At 73.4% G+C, this 21141-nt stretch carries 22 protein-coding genes and 2 pseudogenes; 12 read left to right on the forward strand and 12 right to left on the reverse strand.

Annotation, left to right across the window (positions count from 1 at the left end):
* Positions 1–95 precede the first annotated feature (95 nt).
* From ACWFQ8_RS17475 to ACWFQ8_RS17485, 3 genes and pseudogenes are all read left to right on the forward strand, one after another.
* Positions 96–755 (forward strand): annotated as a pseudogene (locus ACWFQ8_RS17475) (ATP-binding cassette domain-containing protein); the annotation flags it as partial.
* A gap of 28 nt (positions 756–783) precedes the next feature.
* Positions 784–1527 (forward strand): ABC transporter permease, encoded by a 744-nt coding sequence (locus ACWFQ8_RS17480; RefSeq protein ID WP_453787110.1) that lies wholly within the window; start codon positions 784–786, stop codon positions 1525–1527.
* A gap of 40 nt (positions 1528–1567) precedes the next feature.
* Positions 1568–2005, forward strand: coding sequence for a hypothetical protein (locus ACWFQ8_RS17485; protein ID WP_453787111.1), 438 nt, complete (start codon positions 1568–1570; stop codon positions 2003–2005).
* 69 nt (positions 2006–2074) lie between these two features.
* On the opposite strand, the gene mug is transcribed toward ACWFQ8_RS17485, so the two are convergent.
* The 5 genes from mug to ACWFQ8_RS17510 all read right to left on the reverse strand — a co-directional run bounded on the left by mug (position 2075) and on the right by ACWFQ8_RS17510 (position 7356).
* On the reverse strand, positions 2075–2623 hold the full coding sequence (gene mug, locus ACWFQ8_RS17490) for a G/U mismatch-specific DNA glycosylase (protein WP_453787224.1): 549 nt from the start codon (positions 2621–2623) through the stop codon (positions 2075–2077).
* Positions 2620–4053 carry an adenylosuccinate lyase gene (gene purB / locus ACWFQ8_RS17495; RefSeq protein ID WP_453787112.1) on the reverse strand — a complete coding sequence of 478 codons (1434 nt, stop codon included), beginning with the start codon at positions 4051–4053 and terminating at the stop codon, positions 2620–2622. Before purB ends, mug begins: the two co-directional genes overlap by 4 nt.
* Positions 4054–4145: 92 nt before the next feature.
* Positions 4146–4937, reverse strand: a complete 792-nt coding sequence (locus ACWFQ8_RS17500; protein WP_453787113.1) for an SGNH/GDSL hydrolase family protein — start codon at positions 4935–4937, stop codon at positions 4146–4148.
* Positions 4938–5002: 65 nt separating this feature from the next.
* Positions 5003–6019, reverse strand: a complete 1017-nt coding sequence (locus ACWFQ8_RS17505) for a hemolysin family protein (protein WP_453787114.1) — start codon at positions 6017–6019, stop codon at positions 5003–5005.
* On the reverse strand, positions 6016–7356 hold the full coding sequence (locus ACWFQ8_RS17510) for a hemolysin family protein (protein WP_453787115.1): 1341 nt from the start codon (positions 7354–7356) through the stop codon (positions 6016–6018). The genes ACWFQ8_RS17505 and ACWFQ8_RS17510 overlap by 4 nt, the downstream gene beginning before the upstream one ends.
* A 344-nt stretch (positions 7357–7700) precedes the next feature.
* Here ACWFQ8_RS17510 and ACWFQ8_RS17515 point away from each other — a divergent pair.
* Positions 7701–7937, forward strand: a pseudogene (locus tag ACWFQ8_RS17515) (GNAT family N-acetyltransferase); the annotation flags it as partial.
* Between the two features lie 6 nt (positions 7938–7943).
* Here the strand turns inward: ACWFQ8_RS17515 and ACWFQ8_RS17520 are convergent.
* The 4 genes from ACWFQ8_RS17520 to bioB all read right to left on the reverse strand — a co-directional run bounded on the left by ACWFQ8_RS17520 (position 7944) and on the right by bioB (position 12485).
* Entirely contained in the window at positions 7944–8636 is a 693-nt protein-coding gene (locus tag ACWFQ8_RS17520) for a class I SAM-dependent methyltransferase (RefSeq protein WP_453787116.1), read from the reverse strand.
* A 526-nt stretch (positions 8637–9162) separates the two neighbouring features.
* Complete coding sequence (bioD, locus tag ACWFQ8_RS17525; protein WP_453787117.1) at positions 9163–9897, reverse strand: dethiobiotin synthase; 735 nt, start codon at positions 9895–9897, stop codon at positions 9163–9165.
* A 1-nt stretch (position 9898) separates the two neighbouring features.
* Positions 9899–11227 (reverse strand): adenosylmethionine--8-amino-7-oxononanoate transaminase, encoded by a 1329-nt coding sequence (locus ACWFQ8_RS17530; protein ID WP_453787118.1) that lies wholly within the window; start codon positions 11225–11227, stop codon positions 9899–9901.
* Positions 11220–12485, reverse strand: a complete 1266-nt coding sequence (gene bioB, locus ACWFQ8_RS17535; RefSeq protein ID WP_453787119.1) for a biotin synthase BioB — start codon at positions 12483–12485, stop codon at positions 11220–11222. The genes ACWFQ8_RS17530 and bioB overlap by 8 nt, the downstream gene beginning before the upstream one ends.
* A gap of 156 nt (positions 12486–12641) precedes the next feature.
* Here bioB and ACWFQ8_RS17540 point away from each other — a divergent pair, with 156 nt between their 5' ends.
* Positions 12642–13844 (forward strand): 8-amino-7-oxononanoate synthase, encoded by a 1203-nt coding sequence (locus ACWFQ8_RS17540; protein WP_453787120.1) that lies wholly within the window; start codon positions 12642–12644, stop codon positions 13842–13844.
* Here the strand turns inward: ACWFQ8_RS17540 and ACWFQ8_RS17545 are convergent.
* Positions 13841–14071 (reverse strand): DUF397 domain-containing protein, encoded by a 231-nt coding sequence (locus ACWFQ8_RS17545; protein ID WP_453787121.1) that lies wholly within the window; start codon positions 14069–14071, stop codon positions 13841–13843. The genes ACWFQ8_RS17540 and ACWFQ8_RS17545 overlap by 4 nt on opposite strands.
* A gap of 11 nt (positions 14072–14082) precedes the next feature.
* Positions 14083–14967 (reverse strand): helix-turn-helix domain-containing protein, encoded by an 885-nt coding sequence (locus tag ACWFQ8_RS17550; protein ID WP_453787122.1) that lies wholly within the window; start codon positions 14965–14967, stop codon positions 14083–14085.
* 197 nt (positions 14968–15164) lie between these two features.
* Between ACWFQ8_RS17550 and ACWFQ8_RS17555 the strand changes: the two genes are divergently transcribed.
* Positions 15165–15614: an ATP-binding protein gene (locus ACWFQ8_RS17555; protein WP_453787123.1), complete on the forward strand. Its 450-nt coding sequence runs from the start codon at positions 15165–15167 to the stop codon at positions 15612–15614.
* A 133-nt stretch (positions 15615–15747) separates the two neighbouring features.
* Here ACWFQ8_RS17555 and ACWFQ8_RS17560 read toward each other — a convergent pair whose 3' ends face one another.
* Complete coding sequence (locus tag ACWFQ8_RS17560) at positions 15748–16137, reverse strand: VOC family protein (protein WP_453787124.1); 390 nt, start codon at positions 16135–16137, stop codon at positions 15748–15750.
* 312 nt (positions 16138–16449) lie between these two features.
* On the opposite strand from ACWFQ8_RS17560, the gene ACWFQ8_RS17565 reads away from it, so the two are divergent.
* From ACWFQ8_RS17565 to ACWFQ8_RS17590, 6 genes are all read left to right on the forward strand, one after another.
* Positions 16450–16770: an urease subunit gamma gene (locus ACWFQ8_RS17565; protein WP_453787125.1), complete on the forward strand. Its 321-nt coding sequence runs from the start codon at positions 16450–16452 to the stop codon at positions 16768–16770.
* Positions 16767–17078 (forward strand): urease subunit beta, encoded by a 312-nt coding sequence (locus ACWFQ8_RS17570; RefSeq protein ID WP_453787126.1) that lies wholly within the window; start codon positions 16767–16769, stop codon positions 17076–17078. Before ACWFQ8_RS17565 ends, ACWFQ8_RS17570 begins: the two co-directional genes overlap by 4 nt.
* Entirely contained in the window at positions 17071–18792 is a 1722-nt protein-coding gene (locus ACWFQ8_RS17575) for an urease subunit alpha (protein ID WP_453787127.1), read from the forward strand. Before ACWFQ8_RS17570 ends, ACWFQ8_RS17575 begins: the two co-directional genes overlap by 8 nt.
* Positions 18792–19466 carry an urease accessory protein UreF gene (locus ACWFQ8_RS17580; RefSeq protein WP_453787128.1) on the forward strand — a complete coding sequence of 225 codons (675 nt, stop codon included), beginning with the start codon at positions 18792–18794 and terminating at the stop codon, positions 19464–19466. The genes ACWFQ8_RS17575 and ACWFQ8_RS17580 overlap by 1 nt, the downstream gene beginning before the upstream one ends.
* A gap of 53 nt (positions 19467–19519) precedes the next feature.
* Positions 19520–20206: an urease accessory protein UreG gene (gene ureG, locus ACWFQ8_RS17585; RefSeq protein ID WP_453787129.1), complete on the forward strand. Its 687-nt coding sequence runs from the start codon at positions 19520–19522 to the stop codon at positions 20204–20206.
* An 80-nt stretch (positions 20207–20286) separates the two neighbouring features.
* Complete coding sequence (locus tag ACWFQ8_RS17590) at positions 20287–21033, forward strand: urease accessory protein UreD (protein WP_453787225.1); 747 nt, start codon at positions 20287–20289, stop codon at positions 21031–21033.
* The last annotated feature ends 108 nt before the right edge of the window (positions 21034–21141 follow it).

Below are 21141 nucleotides of genomic sequence, written 5' to 3' on the forward strand. Positions count from 1 at the left end.
ACAAACGCGACTACATCTTCAACGGCACCCTGGCCACCGCGGCCATCGTGATCTGGCTCCGCGACCTCATCAAAGAGCCACCAGACACTGCCTAGGCCGTCCACGGCGGCCGGACCGCCCGGGACCACCTGCGCGTACTGGCCGCCTCGAACCGCATCGGGGCCCGCAGGGTGGACGAGGTACTGGAGCAGGCGGGCATCGCGGCCGCCGCCCACCGACGGATCAAGACCTTCTCACTCGGCATGCGCCAGCGGCTGGGCATAGCGGGCGCCCTGCTGGGGGACCCTGGGGTGCTGCTCCTGGACGAGCCGACCAACGGGCTCGACCCGGAAGGCATCATCTGGATCCGGGAGCTGATGCGCGGCCTGGCCGCCGAGGGGCGCACGGTCCTGGTCTCCAGCCACCTGATGACCGAGACAGCCGCCCTGGCCGACCACTTGATCGTGCTGGGGCAGGGCAAACTGCTGGCCGACAGCGCCATGGAGGCCTTCATCGACGCCCGCAGTACGGCTCGGGTGCGGTTGCGGACCTCGGACCCGATCCGCTTGCGGGCCGCCCTCGCCAGGGACGGCTTCGAGCTCACCGGCGTCGACAGCGGGCGCTGGACCGTCGACGGCATACAGGCGGAGCAGCTCGGCAGCATGGCCGCCCGAGAGGGCATTCCGATGCTGGAGCTCACCGACGAGCGGGCCTCGCTGGAGCAGGCCTACCTCGATCTCACGGCAGGGCAGGCCCAGTTCGCCGCCCACCGCTGACACCCCGACTCAGGCCAGGAGGCCTTCCATGAGCACCGTCCTGCCCGTCCTGCACTCGGAGTGGATCAAGATCAGATCGCTGCGCGGCACGCTGGGCGCCCTGATAGCGGTCCTCGTCACCACCGCCGGCATACAGGCGTTCACCGCCTGGGCGATCGGCACGGCGGAGGAGGGCAGCATGGGCGACGATCCGCTGTTCGCGGCGTACTACGCCATCAACTTCGGACAGGTGGCGGCCATAGCCTTCGGGGCGAACGCCTTCTCCGCGGAATTCCACAACAGCGCCCTGCGGACCACCTTCACAGCCGTGCCCGACCGCACCCGGTTCTACCTGTCGAAGATCGCCGTGGTGGGCGGACTCGCCTTCGCGGTCGGCCAGGTGACGGGACTGCTGACCTTCGTCGGCGGGCAGGCGTTCATGGGTCCGTACGCCCTGGAGCTCGGCGCCCCGGGCACGGTGCGGTCCATCATCGGCTGCGGTCTCTACCTGACGGTCATGACACTGTTCGCGGCCGGCCTGACGGCGATCCTGCGCAGCGGTGTCGCCGTGGTCAGCATCCTCGTCCCCTTCGTCCTGCTGGTCTCCTTCGTCGTCAGCGGAGTCGCGGGCGCTGTCGGCCAGTTCACGCCGGACCGGGCCGGCCAGATGGTGATGCGGAGCGAGTCGATCGGAGGGGTGCTGGGACCGTGGACCGGCATCGGAGTGGCGGCGTCGTGGGCCGCGGCGGCGGTGATCGGCGGCTGGCTCTCGATACGCCGCCGGGACGCGTGACGGCAGGCCAGTTGTCAGTGGGCGCCGGGATACTGACGACATGACCACGGCAGATCATCTCGACACGATCGACCGGCTCAGCGCCCGGGAGTTCCCGGCCGAGCCGGACCGGTCCGGCGGGCGGAGCAGCGGCCCGGGCCACCACCTGGTGGAGGTCGGCCGGACCGAGGGCTTCTGGGAGGACGACGGCTCGGGGTGGATCGCGGCGAGCGAGCAGATCAGCGCGGAGTACGGGGCGCTGACCCAGGCTCTCAGCGACCGGTGGGGGGAGCCGCAGATCTTCGCCCTCGAATCGCTCGGAGTGCGCGTGGCCGAAGGGGAGGAGATACCGGCGCCCTGGGGGGAGGTGAGTGCCAGTACCGACCACGTGCATCTGTGGCGGGCCGGGGACCGCTGGCTGGTGGCGTACGTGGCGCGGGGGAACGCGTACGACCCCTACCTGCTGATGGCGGGGGTCACGGTGGTCGACCCGCCGTAGCCGCGGTGACCCGACCCCACCTGACCCGACCCGGGCACGGACCGGGGCGGGAATGGCGCGGGGCGGGGGTCAGGGGGCGTCGGGTGATTCGGCGGCCGCCCGGAGGCGGGCGTACTCCTGGGCCATGGACTCGGCGGTCCAGTGGGCGTTGAGGCCACTGGGGTTGGGCAGGGCCCAGACGCGGGTGGAGCCGATGGTGTGCTCCTGGGGGCCGATCTGCGCCTTCCGGTAGCCGAAGGCGGTGCGGTAGGCGGTGACTCCGACGACCGCCAGCCACTGCGGGCGCAGCAGTTCCACCTTGGCCGTCAGGAGGCGGCCGCCCTCGCGGAACTCCTCGGCGCTCAGCTCGTCGGCGCGCGCCGTGGCTCGGGCGACGACGTTGGTGATGCCCAGCCGGTAGGTCAGCAGCTCGTCCTGCTCGGCCGGGGCCAGGCGGCGCGGGGTGAATCCGGACAGGTGCAGGACGGGCCAGAAGCGGTTGCCGGGACGGGCGAAGTGGTGGCCCGTGGCGGCGGAGAGGAGACCGGGGTTGATGCCGCAGAAGACCACGCGCAGACCGCCCGCGACCACGTCCGGGAGGACGCGGTCACGGGCGGCGTTCAGCTCGTCGGGAGTCAGAGGATCGATCCCGGCGCGTACCCGGCGGCCTCCGGGTGCTGCTTGGCGATCGCTTCGATGCGGGAGACCACCGCCGCGACCTGGTCACCCGCGGCGCCCGTGAAGGACAGCTTGTCGGCCATCAGCGCGTCAAGCTGGGCCCGGTCCAGCGGCATCCGCTCGTCGGCGGCCAGCTTGTCCAGCAGTTCGTTGCGCTCGGCGCCCTGCTCGCGCATGGCGAGCGCGGAGGCCACCGCGTGCTCCTTGATGACCTCGTGGGCGGCCTCACGGCCCACCCCGGCCCGTACCGCGCCCATCAGGACCTTGGTCGTGGCGAGGAACGGCAGGTAGCGGTCCAGCTCGCGGGCGACGACCGCGGGGAAGGCGCCGAACTCGTCCAGGACCGTCAGGAAGGTCTCCAACAGGCCGTCGAAGGCGAAGAACGCGTCCGGCAGGGCGACCCGGCGGACCACGGAGCAGGAGACGTCGCCCTCGTTCCACTGGTCGCCGGCCAGCTCGCCGGTCATCGAGGCATAGCCGCGCAGGATGACCATCAGGCCGTTCACGCGCTCGCAGGAGCGGGTGTTCATCTTGTGCGGCATCGCCGAGGAGCCGACCTGGCCGGGCTTGAAGCCCTCGGTGACGAGCTCGTGGCCGGCCATCAGGCGGATCGTCTTGGCGATGGAGGACGGGGCGGCGGCCAGCTGCACCAAAGCGGTGACCACGTCGTAGTCCAGCGAGCGCGGGTAGACCTGGCCGACCGAGGTGAAGGCCTGGGCGAAGCCGAGGTGGGCGGCGATCCGCTGCTCCAGGTCGGCGAGCTTGGCGGCGTCGCCGCCCAGCAGGTCGAGCATGTCCTGCGCGGTGCCGACCGGACCCTTGATCCCGCGCAGCGGGTAGCGGCCGAGCAGGTCCTCCAGGCGGTCGTAGGCGACCAGCAGCTCGTCGGCGGCGGTGGCGAAGCGCTTGCCCAGGGTGGTGGCCTGCGCGGCGACGTTGTGGGAGCGGCCGGCCATGACCAGCTCGGCGTGCTCGCCGGCCAGCTTGCCGAGGCGGGACAGGACGGCGACCGTGCGGTCCCGGGCCAGCTCCAGCGAGAGCCGGATCTGCAGCTGCTCGACGTTCTCGGTGAGGTCGCGCGAGGTCATGCCCTTGTGGACGTGCTCGTGGCCGGCGAGGGCGTTGAACTCCTCGATCCGGGCCTTCACATCGTGCCGCGTGACCTTCTCGCGCTCGGCGATGGAGGCGAGGTCGACCGTCTCCAGAACGCGCTCGTAGTCGGCGAGGGCCTCGTCCGGGACCTCGATACCGAGGTCCTTCTGGGCGCGCAGGACGGCGAGCCACAGCCGCCGCTCCAGCGTCACCTTGTACTCGGGGGACCACAGGACGGCGAGCTCCGCGGAGGCGTAGCGGCCGGCCAGGACATTGGGGATGCGGGGCTTGGCTGTCACGTGGAGGGATTCTACTTGGGCCGCGGCTGTGTGTTCACGCAGGTGGACGCCCCGCCTCCGATTGTGCCTTGCTACGAGATCCGCGCCACGCCCTACGGTCGGCGGTCACCGGTCTCCCTACCGTACGGCAGCAGTTCCGGGCGCTTGGCGGGACGGCCGTCCCCGGAGGAGCGGCCGGTCAGGCGCCGCCCGACCCAGGGGAGCAGATGCTGCCGGGCGAAGCTGAGGTCCTGGGCCCGGCGCAGCGCCCAGCCCGGCGGGAGGGCCGCCGGCAGTTCGGTGCGCCAGTCCTGCTCGGCCGGCAGGCCCAGGACCTGCCAGACGGCCTCCGCCACCCGGCGGTGGCCCTCCGCGGTCAGGTGCAGCCGGTCGACGTCCCACATCCGCGGGTCCGCCAGCGCGGGCGCCCCGTACAGGTCCACGACCAGGGCGCCGTGCCGGGCGGCGAGGCCCTCGATGATGCCGAAGAGCTCCTCCATGCGTGGGCGGAAGCGTTCCATCACCGGTCCGTTGCGGCCGGGGGAGCGCATGAGGACGAGCCGCCGGCAGGACGGCGCGAGGAGCTCCACGGCCGATTCCAGGTGGTGGCGCACGCGGCCCATGTCCACCGTGGGCCGCAGGGTGTCGTTCAGCCCGCCGACCAGGGTCACCACGTCGGCGCGCATCGACGCGGCCACCGGTGCCTGCTCCTCGGCGATCTGCCCGATGAGCTTTCCGCGGACCGCGAGGTTCGCGTAGCGGAAGTCCGGCTCGCGCGCCGCGAGGCGGGTGGCCAGTAGGTCGGCCCAGCCCCGGTAGGAGCCGTCCGGAAGCAGGTCGGACATGCCCTCGGTGAAGGAGTCGCCGACCGCGACGAAACTGGTGTAAGAGGCATTCATCTCCATGGCGGAGTGATGTTACCGCGCGGTACCCCGGCTCCGCAGGGCCGGGGACCGCACGGTGGCACCCGCTAGGAGGCCCGCCGCCCGAACAGCTCGCGCAGCACGTCCTCCATCGTCACCAGGCCGGTCATGGCGCCGTTCGGACCGAGCACCGCTGCCAGATGGGTGCGGCTGCGCCGCATCGCGGTCAGTACGTCGTCCAGCGGTGTCTCCGCCCGCACTTGGGCGATCGGCCGCAGCTCCGGCAACGGGAACGGCTGCTCCCGTGCCTCCGCGTCCAGGGCGTCCTTGACGTGCAGGTACCCCAGGATCCGGTGCTGCCGGTCGAGCACCGGGAAGCGCGAGTACCCGTGCTCGGCGGACAGCCGCTCCAGCCCGGCCGGAGAGATGCCCTCCTCGGCCGTGACCACCCGGTCCAGGGGCAGCACCACGTCCGTCACCGGCCGGCGGCCCAGTTCCAGGGCGTCGTGCAGTCGCTCGCTCGCCCGGTCGTCGAGGAGCCCCGCGTCACTGGAGTCCCTGACCATCCGCGCCAACTCGTCGTCCGAGAAGGTCGCCGCGACCTCGTCCTTCACCTCCACCCGCAGCAGGTGCAGCAGGGCGTTGGCGAAGGCGTTGATCGCGAAGATGACCGGCTTCAGCGCCCGGGTGAGGGCCACCAGCGGCGGCCCGAGCAGCAGGGCGGTGCGCACCGGCTCGGACAGGGCCACGTTCTTCGGCAGCATCTCGCCGAACAGCATGTGCAGGTACGTGGCCAGCGCCAGCGCCACGGTGAAGGAAATGGCGTGCGAGAGGCCGGACGGCACGCCGAAGAGGTCGAAGAGCGGGGTCAGCAGGTGGGCGATGGCCGGCTCGGCCACCACACCCAGCACCAGGGTGCACAGGGTGATGCCCAGCTGGGCCGCCGCCATCAGCGCCGATACGTGCTCCAGGCCCCACAGGACGGCGCGGGCGCGCCGGTCCCCCTGCTCGGCGTACGGCTCGATCTGGCTGCGCCGCACCGAGATCAGCGCGAACTCCGCGCCGACGAAGAAGGCGTTGACGACCAGGGTCGCCAGGCCGATCAGCAACTGGATCGCGGTCATCGCTCCCCCTCCCCGCTCTCGCCGTGACCGGACTCGTCCGGTGCGTGCAGCAGCACGCGGGCGGCGCGCCGCCCGCCGGCGTCCACCACGTCGAGGCTCCAGCCGTCCAGCTCCAGGCTGTCGCCGACGGCCGGAATCCGGCCCAGCTCGGTCGCTATCAGACCGGCCAGGGTCTCGTACGGGCCGTCGGGCACCCGCAGACCGATCCGCTGGAGCTGGTCCGTACGCGCGGAGCCGTCGGCGGAGTAGAGGGAGCGTCCGGAGCCGTCCGTTCCGGCCGGGGCCAGGTCGGGGGTCTCGTGCGGGTCGTGCTCGTCGCGCACCTCTCCGACGACCTCCTCGACGATGTCCTCCAGCGTGGCCACACCGGCCGTGCCGCCGTACTCGTCGATGACCACCGCCATCGTCTGCTTGCCGGACAGCCGGTCCAGCAGCCGGTCCACGGTCAGCGACTCCGGTACGAGCAGGGGTTCGCGCAGCAGCTGCGACACGGGGTGGCGACGGCGCTCCTCGGCGGGCAGCGCCAGTACGTCCTTGATGTGCACGGTGCCCACGACGGTGTCGAGACTGCCCCGGTACACGGGGAACCGGGACAGGCCGGTGGCCAGGGTCGCGTTCGCCACGTCCTCGGCGGTGGTCTGCACGTCCAGCGCGGTCACCTGCACGCGCGGGGTCATCACGTTCTCCGCGGTCAGGTCGACGAGGTTGAGGGTCCGTACGAACAGCTCGGCGGTGTCCTTCTCCAGGGCGCCGGCCTTCGCGGAGTGGCGCGCCAGCGCGACCAGCTCCTGCGGGGTGCGCGCGGAGGCCAGCTCCTCGGCCGGCTCCATGCCGAGCCGGCGCACCATGCGGTTCGCGGTGGAGTTCAGGTGGCTGATCAGGGGCTTGAAGGCCCGACTGAAGACCCGCTGCATGGTGGCGACCCGCTTGGCGAGCGCCAGCGGGGAGGAGATCGCCCAGTTCTTCGGGACCAGCTCGCCGACGACCATCAGGACGACGGTCGACAGGGCGGTGCCCAGGACCAGGGCGGTGGAGGACGCGGCCGCGGGCGACAGCCCGACGGCCTCGAAGGGGCCCTGGAGCAGGGCCGCGATCGACGGCTTGGAGATCATGCCGATGACCAGGCCGGTCACGGTGATGCCGAGCTGGGCGCCGGAGAGCTGGAACGTCAGGGTGCGGACGGCGGCCAGGGCGCTCTCGGCGCCCCGCTCGCCGCGCTCGACGGCCCCTTCGAGTTCGCTGCGCTCGACGGTGGTCAATGAGAACTCGGCCGCGACGAAGACCCCGCAGGCGAGGCAGAGCAGCAGCGCCACGAGGAGCAGGAGCACTTCGGTCATCGGTCGTTCACCTCCGCCCCATGATCAGCCAGGAGGAGGGGTGCCGCGCGATGTCGCGTACGGGTATGTCGTGGACTGGGAGGCTCGCCCATGGGCGGACGCTCACACCTTTCATTCGGGAGGGTTCGTTTGCCCTATGGTAAAGGATGGGCAAAGTGACGAGGGTCGTCCTTGTGACGTGGTCCCCGGCACCCGGATATGAACGACCTTCATACCAGCCCCGCCCCCGAACACCGCCACGAGTGCCCCCCGCGACACGGGAGGGGCCCGGCGGTGTCTCGCGGAGCGGAAGTCGGTGGCGGGCCGGCCGCGGGGCGTGCTCGGCTCCCCGGCCATGACCGGACGCGGGCCGGGACGGCCGGCGAGCCTCCCCGTACCGGCTCGCGGTCCTGCCGTCCCACCGCCGGCGGGGGGTCGCCTGCGCGCTCCTCGACGCCGCCGAACGTCGCTCCGCCGCGGTCGTGGGCCGGCGGAGCGACGCGATGGTCCTGGAGGCGAACGAGCGGGCCCATCGGACGTGGGCCGCCGCCGGCTACATGCGGGAGGACCACTGGCGGCGCTGGGTGAAGCCGTTCGCGCGGGCCACGTCAATCCACCCGGCGCGCCGAGCCGATGACGCAGTACGAGGTCGGCAGCGCCGGACCGCGCTCGGGCAGCCGGAAGCCGCGCTGCCTGACGATACGGAAGCCCGCCGCCTCGATCGCGGCGAGCGGGTCCCGGGCGGTGTGGCAGCCGCCGAACAGGAGGGGCCACACGGTCCGGTCCAGGGTCCGCTGGACGGCGGCCATGCCGGGCCCGGGCGCCAGGCCGTGCTCGAAGAAGCGCAGCTCGGCGTCGGGGCGGAGCACGCGGTGCAGCTCGGAGAGGGAGCGCGGAAGGTCCCGGACGGTGCACAGGACGAGCGAGGCGACGGCGACGTCGAAGGCTTCACTCTTGACCGGGAGGGCCTCGGCGGCCCCGGGCACGATGTCCACCGGTACCTCGGCGCGCTGGGCGGCGGAGGACGCGAGGCGGCGGAGGGTGCGCTCCGGTTCGACGGCGACCACCTCGGAGACGGCGCGGGGGTAGTGCGCGAAGTTCAGTCCGTTGCCGGCGCCGATCTCGATGACGCGGCCGGACACGCCGTGCAGCAGCTCGCGCCGGAGGGCGGCGATGCCGCCGCGGGTGTCGGCGGTGGTGCTGGCGCGGGCGTAGAAGCGGGCGAAGAGGGGGTGGTGAACGGGATCGCGGTCGCGGTCGCGGCCGCGGTCGGGGGGTGGGATGGGGTGGCGGCGCGGCATGACGGACCTCCGGGGGCGGCGGCGTACGTACCCGTACTTTGAGCTTGCCCGGTCGCTCGCGCGTCATCCCCCCGGGGGGCGGGGGCGGGGGCGGGGCCTCGGCCGGGCGGCGGGATACGGCCCGGGCCGTGTGCGGGGCTCCGCCCCGGGCCCCGCGCCTCAAGCGCCGGCGGGGCTGAGTTGGGCCCCGGCGAGCCGGGACCGTTCGGCTGGGTGGGCTGCGGGGCTCCGCCCGGGCCCCGCGCCTCAAACGCCGGCGGGGCTGGATCGGGGCCCCGGCGAGCCGGAACCCTTCGGCCGGGGCCGTGTGCGGGGCTCTGCCCCGACCCCGCGCCTCAAACGCCGGCGGGGCTGACATGGCCCCCCGGCCTCAAGCGCCGGCCGGCGGGCTGGGGTGGGGCCGAGCCTTGGACGTCCGCGGGGCTGGGGTGGGCCCGGGTCTTCGACGTTCGCGGGCTGGGGTGGCGGGTCTTGGGCGGGTGGGGGAGTTGCGGGTTCGGTGGGGGTGGGAGGGGGTGGGAGGGGGTCAGGGGGTGTGGGGGGGAGGGGACCAGGTGGTGAGGAAGGTGGGGGACGACCAGGTGCCCGCGAGGGTGGGGGAGAGCCACTCGGGGGCCGACGTGCGGAAGAGGGGCGGCGGGAGGGTGCCCGCGCCCGCCGGGACCGCGCCCAGGAGCGGGAGGCCCGAGACCCGGGGGAGGTCCGCCAGGTTGCAGCGGGAGGCCAGGTCCGGGGCGGCGGGCCAGCTGCCCACCACCACCCCCAGCGCGGTCAGGGACCGGGCGCGCAGGGCCTCCGCCGTCAGGGCGGTCGAATTGAGGGTGCCCAGTCCCGCCGGGGCCACCACCAGGACCGGGGCGTCCAGCAGGCCGGCCACGTCCGCGAGCGAGTGGCCCGCCTCGTCGAACCGTACGAGCAGCCCGCCCGCGCCCTCCACCAGGACCAGGTCGTGCGTCTCGGCCAACCGGGCCGCCGCCCGCGCGATCTCGGCGGGCGCCAGCGCCGGCAGCCCTGAGCGCCGGGCCGCCGTGTCCGGGGCCAACGGCTCCGGATAGCGCGCCAGTTCCACCCCCGTCACCGCGGGGCCGGCCAGCCGCACCGCCTCGGCGGCGTCGCCCGGCTCGTCCGGGCCCACGCCCGTCTGGGCGGGCTTGAGCACGGCCACCGAGCGGCCGGCCGCCACCGCGGCGGCCGCGATCGCCGAGGTGACCACCGTCTTGCCGATCTCCGTGCCCGTCCCGGACACGACCAGTACGGACATCTCAGCCTTCCTGCGCCGCCGCGCACACCGCGCGGCAGATCCGGGCCACGTCACCGTCGCCGGTGACGAACGGCGGCATCGTGTAGATCAGGTCGCGGAACGGGCGCAGCCACACGCCCTCGCGCACCGCCGCGCGGGTCGCGGCCTCCATGTCGACCGGGTGGTCCAGCTGGACCACGCCGATCGCGCCCAGGACCCGTACGTCCGCGACCCCGGGGATCTCCCAGGCCGCCGTCAGGCCCTCGCGCAGGCCCGCCTCGATGCGTTTGACCTCGCCCGGCCAGTCCTGGGCGAGCAGCAGGTCGACGGAGGCCAGCGCCACGGCCGCGGCGAGCGGGTTGCCCATGAAGGTCGGCCCGTGCGCCAGTACCGGGACCTCGCCCCGGGAGATCCCGTCGGCCACGCGTTCCGTGCACAGCGTGGCGGCCAGCGTCAGGTACCCGCCGGTCAGGGCCTTGCCCAGGCACAGCACGTCGGGGGTGATCCCCGCGTGGTCCGCCGCGAAGAGGGCGCCCGTACGTCCGAAGCCCGTCGCGATCTCGTCGAGGATCAGCAGCACCTCGTACTCGTCGCACAGCTCGCGCAGCACCCGCAGGTGGCCGGGGTGGTGGAAGCGCATCCCGCCCGCTCCCTGCACCACCGGCTCCACGATCACGGCGGCGAGCTCGTGCGCGTGCGCGGCGACCAGGGAGCGCAGGTGCGCGGCGTACGCGGGGTCCACCGGAGTGTCGAAGCCACCGGGGGGCGCGTCCGCGAAGACCTGCCGGGGCAGGTGGCCCGACCACAGCTCGTGCATCCCGCCCTCGGGGTCGCAGACGGCCATCGGCTGCCAGGTGTCCCCGTGGTAGCCGCCGCGCCAGGTCAGCAGCCGGGTCTTGGCCGGCCGCCCCACCGAGCGCCAGTACTGCAGGCACATCTTGACCGCGACCTCGACGGACACCGAGCCCGAGTCGCAGAGGAAGACGTGCTCCAGTCCCGGCGGGGTGATCTCGACGAGCCGCGCGGCGAGCCGGACGGCCGGCTCGTGGGTGAGCCCGCCGAACATCACGTGGGACATACGACCGAGTTGGGCGGTCGCCGCCTCGTTCAGCACCGGGTGGTTGTAGCCGTGGATCGCCGACCACCAGGAGGACATGCCGTCGACGAGCTCGTCGTTGCCCTGCCCCTGGGCCGGGTCGGCGAGCCGCAGCCGGACCCCCGAGGCGGAGGCGACGACGAGGGGCTCCTGCCGCCCCGGCATCGGGCCGTACGGGTGCCAGACGTGCTGCCGGTCCAGCGCGATCAGCTCGGCCGCCGGCAGCACCCCGTGCGCGTGGTGCGGGTCAGGCATTGGGTGCGAGGTCCGTTCCCGCGCCTCGGCGGCGTACGGCCACCAGGTCGGGCCGGACCTCACCGGCCCCGGCCTGCGCCGGTACGGGCTCGGCCGCCGGCTCCGCGTGCCCGGAGCAGCCGCCGCAGGCCGAGCCGCAGCCGGCCGCCGGGGCCTGCGCGTCCGCGGCCCCACCCGCGCCCGAACCGCACACCGAGCCGGCGCCGCCGTGCGAACCGCAACCGCCGCCCGCGGCCTCGGCCGCCGCGATGTCGGCGCGGTGCGACGGGAGGGTCCGCGTGCCGGCGCCCTCGACCTCGAAACCGGCGTCCGCGATCATGTCCAGGTCGGCCTGGCCCGCCTGGCCCTCGCTGGTCAGGTAGTCGCCGAGGAAGATCGAGTTCACCAGGTGCAGGGCCAGCGGCTGCATGGTCCGCAGGTGCACCTCGCGTCCACCGGCCAGCCGGACCTCGACGTCGGGGCAGACGAACCGGACCATCGCCAGGATGCGCAGGGCCCGCTGCGGGGTGAGGTTCCACTCCTTGGCGAGCGGGGTGCCCTCGAAGGGGATCAGGAAGTTGACCGGCACCGAGTCCGGGTCCAGCTCGCGCAGCGAGTAGACGACGTCGACCAGGTCCTCGTCGCTCTCGCCCATGCCCGCGATCAGGCCGGAGCAGGCCGACAGGCCGGCGGCGTGCGCCTTCTGCACGGTGTCCACGCGGTCCGCGTAGGTGTGGGTCTTGGTGATCTGGCCGTAGGTGGCCTCGGAGGTGTTGAGGTTGTGGTTGTACGCGTCCGCGCCCGCGTCCCGCAGCCGCTCGGCCTGGCCGTCCGACAGCAGTCCCAGGCAGGCGCAGACCTCGACGCCCTCGTTCTGCTCCTTGATCGCCGCGATCGTCCTGCCGACCCGGTCCACGTCCCGGTCCGTCGGACCGCGGCCGCTCGCGACCAGGCAGACGCGCTTCGCGCCGCCCGCGACACCGGCCGCGGCGGCCTGGGAGGCCTCCTCCGGCTTCAGCCAGGTGTACTTGAGGATCTCGGCCTTCGACCCCAGGCGCTGGGAGCAGTACGAGCAGTCCTCCGGGCACAGGCCCGACTTCAGGTTGACGAGGTAGTTCAGCTTGACCCGGCGGCCGAACCACTGGCGGCGCACCTTGCCGGCCGCGGCCACCACGTCGAGCAGTTCGTCGTCAGAGGTCGCCAGGACGGCGAGTGCTTCTTCGCGGGTCGGCAGCTCGCGCCGCAGTCCCTTTTCCACCAGGGTGTTCAGCAGGTCCATGAGGCCGATCCTGGACCACACCACCACTCCCGGCCAAGGAGAGATCGAACAACATGGCCGGAACGGAGTGTGTGTATCGCCACACCTGGCGGACGAGTAGCGGCCGATAGGGTCGTGCGGGTCTGTGGACTGCCGACAAAAAACGAGGACCCGCCGATGCCCCAGCACGCCCCCGAACCCGTGGACGTCTTCGCCTGGATCGACGACGCGGAGCGGGCGCGCGAGAAGGCCGGACTCGTCCGGACGCTCCGCCCGCGCCCGGCCTCCTCGCCGCTCCTGGACCTCGCGAGCAACGACTACCTCGGTCTGTCCCGGCACCCCGCGACCGTCCGGGGGGCGTGCGAGGCGGCCGAGCGCTGGGGGGCCGGAGCCACCGGGTCCCGTCTGGTCACGGGCACCACCGAGCTCCACGCGGAGCTGGAGCGAGAGCTCGCCGCCTTCTGCGGGTTCGAGGCGGCGCTGGTCCTGTCCTCCGGCTACGCGGCCAACCTCGCCGCCGTCACCGCGCTGAGCGACCGGGGCACGCTGGTCGTCTCCGACGCCGGGAACCACGCCTCGATCGTCGACGGCTGCCGCCTCTCGCGCGCCGAGACCTCGGTGGTCCCGCACGCCGATCCCGCCACGGCGCGCAAGGCGCTCGCCGCCCACGGGGGCCGGGCGCTGCTGGTCAGCGACTCGGTGTTCAGCGTGGACGGGGACGCCGCCCCGCTCGCCGCGTACGCGGCGGCCTGCCGGGCCGAGGGAGCGGCCCTGGTCGTGGACGACGCGCACGGGTTGGGCGTGCTGGGCGAGGGCGGCCGCGGCGCGCTGCACGCCGCCGGCCTCGCGGGGGCGCCCGACGTCGTCGCCACCATGACCCTCTCCAAATCCCTCGGCAGCCAGGGCGGGGCGGTCCTCGGCCCGGCCAAGGTGATCCGGCACCTGGTCAACGCGGCCCGCACCTTCATCTTCGACACCGGGCTGGCACCCGCCGCCGCGGGCGCGGCGCTGGCGAGCCTGCGTCTGCTGCGGCAGGAACCGGAGCGAGCCGGGCGCGCCCGCGAGGTGGCCACCGAGCTGTACGAGCGCCTCACCGCGTCCGGCCTGACCGCGGTCCGGCCCGACGCGGCCGTGGTGTCGGTACGTGCCCCGTCGGCGTCGGCGGCACTGCGCTGGGCCGCCGACTGCCGCGAGGCGGGTCTGTCCGTGGGGTGCTTCCGGCCGCCGTCGGTGCCGGACGGCATCTCCCGGCTCCGACTGACCGCCCGGGCCGATCTCACGGGGGAGGAGATCACCCGGGCCGTGGAGACGATCCTGGCGACCGCTCCGACCGGCGCCGCGGACGGGTGGGCGGAGCGGGCGCACACGCTCCGGGTCTAGGGCCTGACCCGGGGCACGTCCGCCCGTACCTGGACGAGGAAACCGTCCCAGGCCGGCCCGGTGAAGAGCACGGCCGGGCCGTCCGCCCGCTTGGAGTCGCGGACGGCCAGCAGGCCGCCGACGAGGACGGCCGTCTCCACGCAGTTGTTCATTCCGGTGCTGCGGCTGCTCCGCCGCCACCGCGCTCTGTTCGGAAGTCCGCTGCTTGACAGGGGGGTTGCGGACACGGGGTGCCTCCTTACGCGTCGTCAGCGAGTGTGCTGATCAGGTCCGACGAGTCCTGGGGCGGGAGGGCGTGCGCCTGGATGGTGCGGAACGCGGCGCTGTACGCCTCAAGGTCTTCCTTCCGCTCCAGATAGAGGCTACTCGTCAAATGGTCGAGTACCACCACATCCAGATCGGCGATGTTCGGAAATGAGAAGATGACGAACGGTCCGGTGAGGCCGAGATGGCCCCCCACACTGAACGGCAGTACCTGTAGGCGCACTTGGGGCAGCCGTGCCACCTCCATCAGGTGTCGCAACTGCGCCGCCATCACCCCGGGCCCCCCGATCTGCCGCCGCAGTACCGCCTCGTCCAGTACGGCACTCAGCTCCAGCGGCGGATCGGCCCGCAGCACCGACTGCCGGGTCAGCCGTACGTCGACCAGCGCGTCCACCTTCGGCTCCGGCAGCCCGCCGAGCGCGGCCCGGGTCACGGCCCGCGCGTAGTCGGGGGTCTGGAGCAGGCCGGGCACCACCGACAGCTCCACGGTACGGGCCGAACGCGCGCCCGCTTCCAGGCTGATGAAGTCCCGGTACTCCTGGGGCAGCAGGCCCCGGTAGTCGTGCCACCACTGGCGGCCCCGGCCGGTGTCGCCGCCCTGCCCGGGGCCCGCGGCGGAGACGGCCAGGGCCTCCAGCAGCGCGCGCTGCTCGCGGCTCACGATCTCCCCGTAGGCGTCGAGGAGCAGCCGGATGTCCGCCGGTTTCACGCCACTTCGGCCCGTCTCGATTCGGCTGATCTTCGACTGGTGCCATCCCACGGTCCGGGCGGCCTCACCACTGGTGAGCCCGGACCGGTCGCGCAGGGCGCGCAGTTCCTCGCCGAGCTTGCGCCGACGCACCGCGGGACCGTTCTGCACACCCGCCTCCTTCCACCGGCACAGATCGCACCAGTCTGCCGTCCGAATACGCTCTTCCGTAGCAGAGTTCACCGCATTGAGCGACAGATATATGCATACCGTGGGGGAACGCCGGAAAGGTCGGCACGATGGGTGGCACTCTGGCGTCCAGCGCAGATCCGGGGCGGCTTCGCTCCGGTGGGAAAGGGACCGTCGCCATGGCAGACCACCAGGAAGCATCCGTCACTCTGCCGAGCGATCCGGCCTCGGTCGCCACGGCCCGCCGCTATGTCGCGCAGGTATTGAGCGAATGGGGACTGCCCGATGACGCCGACACGGCGGACAGCGTCCGGCTGATCGTCTCGGAGCTCGCCACCAACGCCGTGCAGCACACCTTCGGCCAGTCGCCCACCTTCACCGTCGACGTCCGCCTGGAGCGCGAGGAATGGCTCCGGGTGGGGGTCACGGACAGCCACCCGCGCTGGCCCAAGCGGCTCCCGGCCGCCGTCCAGCAGGACAACGGCCGGGGGATGGTCATCATCCGCTGGCTCACCGCGGAGGCCGGTGGGCGGCTGTCCGTGACGCCCACCGAGGACGGCGGCAAGACGGTCTGGATCGCCCTGCCGTGGACCGCCGGGGCGACGGCGAGGAGCGTCACCGGCTGCTGACCAGGGCCGGCCGCCCCGGTCCGGGCACCCGCCGTCGGCCCCGGGCCGGCCGTGGACGCGGTCCGGCTCGCCACCGGTCGCGGGGTCCCGCTCGGCTGCGGTCGTCGGGGGCCGGCCCGGCGGCAGTCGTGCGTCAGAGGCCGCGTTCGGCGGCGCTGCGCTCGATGCACAGCTCGTTGCCCTCAGGGTCGGCGAGCACGACCCAGCCCATCACCCCGTCCTCCGACCGGCGGTCGTCGACGATCTTCGCGCCGAGTCCGACCAGCCGCTCGACCGTCTCGTCCCGCGTACCCGTGGGCGGCTGGATGTCCAGATGCACCCGGTTCTTGACGGACTTGGCGTCCGGCACCCGGATGAAGAGCAGTCCGGGCACACCGGGCTGCCCCGGCTCCAGCAGGATCTCGTCATCGCCCTCCACATCGTCGGGATGGATCGGGAACCCGGTCACCGCGGACCAGAACTCCGCGGTGCGGTAGGGGTCGAGGGCGTCGAAGGTGATGTGCCGGACGGGATTGACGAACATGTTTCTCCTCGACGGGCCCGTTGCGGGGCCGTATACGGAAACGGGGCGCCCATGCCCCCGGAGTTGAATCGGGTACCTGCCCGAAACGTGGGTTAACCCAGCGGAAAAGCGCGGCCCTTAGCGTGGCGGCCACGTTCATCCGCCAATGATCACCCATGATCCGGTAAAGCGGCGGCGGTCGGGACGGAAAGCCTTTCTCCGGGTGGGGCAAGACGTGCCCGACTCGGATATGCGCAGGTCAACTGAGGGTTGACGGGCAGTACGGTCGCCCCGGCCCGATGCCGGCCTTGTCCTGGAAGCAGGGTGGTACATGTGCAACTGACACCGCACGAACAGGAGCGGCTGCTCCTCCACGTGGCCGCCGACGTGGCCGCGAGGCGAAGGGCGCGCGGGGTGCTCCTCAACCACCCCGAGGCCGTCGCCCTGATCACCTCGCACGTCCTCGAAGGGGCCCGCGACGGCAGGACCGTGGCCGAGCTGATGGCCTCCGGCCGTACCGTCCTGCGCCGCGACGAGGTCATGGAGGGCATCCCCGAGATGATCCACGACGTCCAGGTCGAGGCGACCTTCCCGGACGGGACCAAACTCGTCACCGTCCACGATCCGATCGTCCGAGGGGCAGGACCCGCATGATCCCCGGCGAGATCGTCCACGGGGACGGCCCGGTGCTCCTCAACGAGGGCCGGCCGGTCACCCGTCTCACCGTGCTCAACGCCGCCGACCGTCCCGTACAGGTCGGCTCCCACTACCACTTCGCCGAGGCCAACCCGGGCCTCGACTTCGACCGCCGGGCCGCGTACGGCCTGCGGCTCCACATCGCCGCAGGTACGGCGGTCCGGTTCGAGCCGGGCATCCCCGTCGCGGTGCAACTCGTACCGCTGGCCGGGCTGCGCACCGTACCGGGACTGCGCGGCGAGACCGGGGGGCCGCTCGATGGCTGAACTCTCGCGCCAGGTGTACGCGGACCTCTTCGGCCCCACGGCCGGCGACCGGATCAGGCTCGCCGACACCGACCTGTTCGTCGAGATCGAACGCGACCTCGCGGGCGGCCCCGGCCGGGCCGGGGACGAGGCCGTCTTCGGCGGCGGCAAGGTGATCCGCGAGTCCATGGGGCAGGCCCGCACCACCCGGGCCGAGGGCGCCCCCGACACCGTGATCACCGGAGTCGTGGTCCTCGACCACTGGGGCATCGTCAAGGCCGACGTGGGCATCCGCGACGGCCGCATCTGCGGCATCGGCAAGGCGGGCAACCCCGACACCATGGACGGGGTGGACCCCGCCCTGGTCATCGGCCCCGAGACCGAGATCATCGCGGGCAACGGCAAGATCCTGACCGCCGGGGCCATCGACGCCCACGTGCACTTCATCTCCCCGACCGTCATCGAGGAGGCCCTGGCCTCCGGCGTCACCACCCTCGTCGGCGGCGGCACCGGGCCCGCCGAGGGCTCCAAGGCCACCACCGTCACGCCCGGATCCTGGCACCTGGCCCGAATGTTCGCGTCGCTGGAGGCCTACCCCGTCAACATCGGTCTGCTGGGCAAGGGCAACACCATGTCCCGCGAGGCCATGCACGCCCAACTCCGCGGCGGCGCGCTCGGCTTCAAGATCCACGAGGACTGGGGGGCCACTCCCGCCGTCATCGACGCCTGCCTGGGCGTGTGCGAGGAGACCGGCGTCCAGGTCGCCATCCACACCGACACCCTCAACGAAGCGGGCTTCGTCGCCGACACCCTCGCGGCCATCGCCGGGCGCGGCATCCACGCCTACCACACGGAAGGCGCGGGCGGCGGGCACGCACCCGACATCATCACCGTGGTCTCCGCGCCCAACGTCCTGCCCAGCTCGACCAACCCCACCCGGCCGCACACCGTCAACACCGTCGAGGAGCACCTCGACATGCTGATGGTCTGCCACCACCTCAACCCCGCCGTACCCGAGGACCTCGCCTTCGCCGAATCCCGGATCCGGCCCTCGACCATCGCGGCCGAGGACGTCCTGCACGACCTCGGGGCCATCTCCATCATCTCCTCCGACTCCCAGGCCATGGGCCGGGTCGGCGAGGTCGTCCTGCGTACCTGGCAGACCGCCCACGTGATGAAGAAGCGGCGCGGCCCCCTGCCCGGCGACGGCCCCGCCGACAACCACCGGGCCCGCCGCTACGTCGCCAAGTACACGATCAACCCCGCGCTGGCCCAGGGGCTCGCCCGCGAGATCGGCTCCGTCGAGACGGGCAAACTCGCCGACCTGGTGCTCTGGACCCCCGCCTTCTTCGGGGTCAAGCCCGAGACGGTCATCAAGGGCGGGCAGATCGCCTACGCGCAGATGGGCGACGCCAACGCCTCCATCCCCACCCCGCAGCCGGTGCTGCCCCGGCCGATGTTCGGCGGCCGGGGCAGCGCGCCGGGCCTCAACTCGATCAACTTCACCGCGCAGGCCGCCCTCGACGACGGACTCCCCGACCGGCTGGGCCTCGGCAAGCGGTTCGCGGCCATCGAGAGCACCCGTGGGGTGGGCAAGGCGGACATGCGCAACAACGACGCCATGCCGAGGGTCGAGGTCGATGCCGACACCTTCACCGTCACCATCGACGGCGAGGTGGTGGAGCCGGCGCCGGCGACCGAACTGCCCATGGCCCAGCGCTACTTCCTCTTCTGATGAGCCGCGCCGCGCTGCTCGTCCTCGCCGACGGGCGCTTCCCCGCCGGGGGGCACGCCCACTCCGGCGGGGCCGAGGCCGCCTGCAAGGACGGCCGCGTCCACGACGCCGCCACCCTGGAGGACTTCTGCCGGGGCCGGCTGCACACCGCCGGTCTCACCGCCGCCGCACTCGCGGCGGCCGCCGCTCTCGGACTCGATCCGGGGGAGCTCGACCGCGCCGCCGACGCCCGCACCCCCTCGCCGGCCCTGCGCGCCGCGGCGCGCCGTCTCGGCAGGCAGCTGCTGCGGGCGGCCCGGGCGACCTGGCCCGGTCCCGAACTGGAGGCGCTGGCCGCGGCCTTCCCGCGCGGGGCCCATCAGCCCGTGGTCCTCGGCATCACCGCCCGGACGGCCGGGCTCGGACCGGGGGACGCCGCGCACGTGGCGGCGTACGAGAGCGTCGGCGGGCCCGCCACCGCGACCGTAAGGCTCCTGGGCCTGGACCCCTTCGAGGCCAGTGGGGTCCTCGCCCGGCTGGCCCCCGAACTCGACGCGGTCGCCGCCGAGGCACAACGCGCCGCGCGGCGCGCCGCTTCCCACGGCTGCGAGGCCCTGCCCGCGGCCTCGTCGCCGCTGCTGGACATCGCGGCGCAAGCGCACGCCGGCTGGCCGGTACGCCTCTTCGCGTCCTGAGCCGCCCGGCTCCCCCCACGTCCTTCCCGACCGTCCTCCATGGGAGATCCGACATGCACCTCGACCACGCGGTGACCTACCCCCGCCGGCACACGCACAGCGCCGCTCCCGTACGGCCCGACGGCACCCGCCGCGCGCTGCGCGTCGGACTCGGCGGACCGGTCGGCTCCGGCAAGACCGCCACCGTCGCCGCCCTTTGCCGCGCCCTGCGCGCCGAGTTCGCCATGGCCGTCGTCACCAACGACATCTACACCCGCGAGGACGCGGAGTTCCTGCTCCGCGAGGCCGTGCTGGCGCCCGAGCGGATCACCGCCGTCGAGACCGGGGCCTGCCCGCACACCGCGATCCGCGACGACATCTCCGCCAACCTCGAAGCCGTGGAGGAGCTGGAGGAGACGGTCGGCCCCCTCGATCTGATCCTCGTCGAGTCCGGCGGCGACAACCTCACCGCGACCTTCTCCCGGGGACTCGTCGACGCGCAGATCTTCGTCATCGACGTGGCCGGCGGGGACGACATCCCGCGCAAGGGCGGCCCCGGTGTCACCACCGCCGACCTGCTCGTCGTGAACAAGACCGACCTCGCCCCGTACGTCGGCTCGGACCTGGACCGGATGGCCCGCGACGCCGCCGAACAGCGCGGGGCGCTGCCCGTCGCCTTCCAGTCGCTGCGCGGCCCGGACGGAGTGGCCCCGGTGGCCGCGTGGGTGCGCGAGCGGATCGCCGCCTGGACCGTACGGTGACCGGCGCGGCACCCGCCCCCGCTCCGCCTGCCCCGGTCCCGCCCGCCCCGGCCCCCGCCCCGTCGCCCCCCGCCACCGGACTGCGGGCCACCGCCCGCATCCACGCCGTCGCCGACGGCCGGGGCGGGACCGCCCTGCCGGTGCTCGCCGGTGAGGGGCCGCTCGCGCTGCGCCGCACCCGGGGGCGGGCCGCCGAGGCCGGGGTGGTGCTGGTCGGGGCGATGAGCGCCCCCCTGGGCGGGGACCGCCTCGGCATCGAGGCCGTCGCGGGAGCGGGCGCGCACCTGCGCCTCACGTCGGCCGCGGCCACCCTGGCGCTGCCCGGCCGGGGCGGCGAGCCCGCCCGGTACGACGTGGACCTGACCGTGGAGGAGGGCGCGTCGGTCCACTGGCTGCCGGAGCCGCTGGTTTCCGTACGCCGCAGCGACCTGCGGGTGCGCACCCGGGTCCGGCTGGCCCCCGGCGCCCGGCTGGTGCTGCGCGAGGAGCAGGTGCTGGGCCGTGCCGGCGAGGCCCCGGGGCTGCTGCGCAGCCGGCTGACCGCGACCCTGGACGGGCGCCCCCTGCTGGATCAGGAGCTGGCCTGCGGACCGGGGGCCCCGGGAGGATGGGACGGCCCGGCCGGCCTCGCGGGTCATCGCGCGATCGGCCAACTCCTGCTGGTGGAACCCGCTTTCGCGGGGCGCCCGGCCGCCGCCGCGATGCTGGGGGAGTTCGCCGCGGTGACGCCGCTCGCCGGTCCCGCCGTGCTGGTGACGGCCCTGGCCCCGGACGGCCTGCGGCTGCGGGAGGTGCTCGACGCGGCCCTTCGCACCTACGGCTGGTGACGCCGGAGATCCCCAACCCCGCTGAGCGGTACGGCCTCCGGATATCGGGCCGGCCAAGAAGTCGATACCGCACTGTCGCGGCTCCGGCCGCCGCGAAGTCCCCGGCCG

The sequence above is a fragment of the Streptomyces sp. NPDC055254 genome, assembly GCF_053606025.1.